A 248-nucleotide genomic window follows, 5' to 3' on the forward strand; every position below is an offset into this window, starting at 1 on the left:
GTTCGAGCAACGCCGTCTTCTTGCCCTCGGCCTTGGCCTGCTCGTAGATCTCGCGGGCTTCCTGGCGCGGCTTGATCTGGCCTTCGATGAAGCGTTCGCCGATCTGCATTTTCAGCGCGTCGACAGCGGAATTGTCCGGCAGCGGAAAGACATAGGTGCCTTCGACCCAACCCTGGCTCGGATTCTGGAAGCGCTGCGTCACCTTCACCCTGGCGATCGGGCCGGAGACATCGATGGCGACATCGGTT

Annotated in this window: 1 protein-coding gene; it reads right to left on the reverse strand. The window is 61.7% G+C overall.

The annotated features are described in order from the left end of the window. Nucleotides 1–248, reverse strand: a 248-nt coding sequence (locus EOD29_RS33960; RefSeq protein ID WP_281059265.1) for a VIT domain-containing protein, incomplete at both ends; no start/stop codon positions are given.

Source organism: Mesorhizobium sp. M1A.T.Ca.IN.004.03.1.1, from assembly GCF_003997555.1.
Taxonomy (GTDB): domain Bacteria; phylum Pseudomonadota; class Alphaproteobacteria; order Rhizobiales; family Rhizobiaceae; genus Mesorhizobium.